The organism is Vibrio sp. Vb1574 (assembly GCF_033338675.1).
In genome coordinates this window covers 1-1,024 of sequence record NZ_JAWOTC010000483.1, presented here as the reverse complement: position 1 = coordinate 1,024, position 1,024 = coordinate 1, and the positions used below count along the sequence as shown (strand labels likewise).

Here is a 1,024-nt window from a genome sequence, read left to right as displayed (position 1 = left end):
TGAGTAATTCGTAAATACTCACATTTGGCGATAGAATACGAGGGAGCCGCATTGGCTCCTTTTTCTTTTTTAGGTTAGTGGAATGAACATAAAGCTTTACTACGTACATGACCCTATGTGCAGTTGGTGCTGGGGATACAAACCAACCATCGAAAAACTAAAACAACAACTGCCAGGTGTGATTCAGTTTGAGTATGTGGTGGGTGGGCTTGCACCAGATACTAATTTGCCAATGCCGCCAGAAATGCAACAAAAGCTTGAAGGGATTTGGAAGCAAATCGAAACTCAGCTAGGCACCAAGTTTAATTACGATTTCTGGAAACTGTGCACACCAGTGAGAAGTACGTATCAATCATGCCGCGCTGTTATCGCCGCGGGATTCCAAGATTCGTATGAGCAAATGCTCGAAGCGATTCAGCACGCCTATTATCTACGTGCAATGCCGCCTCATGAAGAAGCAACGCATCTTCAATTAGCGAAAGAGATTGGCTTGAATGTGCAGCAGTTTGAAAATGATATGGATGGCACGTTATTGGAAGGTGTATTCCAAGACCAACTGAGTTTAGCGAAAAGTTTGGGTGTTAACTCTTACCCTAGTTTGGTGCTGCAAATCAACGATGCGTATTTCCCCATTGAGGTGGATTACCTATCGACCGAGCCAACGCTTAAGTTGATTCGTGAACGCATTATCGACCACATGCCAGCGCAATAGTGGCTTCGTTTTCGATTGAATTAAAAAAACCGCTCATATCGAGCGGTTTTTTTGTTAGCAAAGGTATCAGTCGTTTCTGTTCGAAAACTTGATACTAAAGCACCATTGCAGCGATCCAACCGAAGATGATCAGTGGGATATTGTAGTGGATGAAGGTTGGAACAACCGTTTCCCAAATGTGTTCGTGCTGGCCGTCAGCATTTAGGCCAGAAGTTGGGCCCAATGTTGAGTCGGATGCAGGAGAGCCAGCATCACCTAGCGCTGCAGCTGTACCTACTAATGCGATCGTTGCCATTGGTGAGAAACCAAACG

General features: G+C 45.0%; 2 protein-coding genes. One reads left to right on the top strand and one right to left on the bottom strand.

Features of this window, described 5'->3' with window-relative positions; translation table 11 throughout:
- Window positions 1-82: 82 nt before the first annotated feature.
- The gene (locus R7O12_RS27035) at window positions 83-712 is read left to right on the top strand and encodes a DsbA family protein (protein ID WP_318127138.1); all 630 of its coding nucleotides are present in this window, start codon (window positions 83-85) and stop codon (window positions 710-712) included.
- Window positions 713-806: 94 nt separating this feature from the next.
- Here R7O12_RS27035 and R7O12_RS27030 read toward each other — a convergent pair.
- Window positions 807-1,024 (bottom strand): Na+/H+ antiporter NhaC family protein (locus R7O12_RS27030; protein ID WP_318127137.1); only part of this gene is annotated, 218 nt, incomplete at its 5' end.

Coding starts and splice junctions, on each gene's coding strand:
- R7O12_RS27035 (WP_318127138.1), top strand. CDS start 83: ATGAACATAAAGCTTTACTACGTACATGACCCTATGTGCAGTTGGTGC.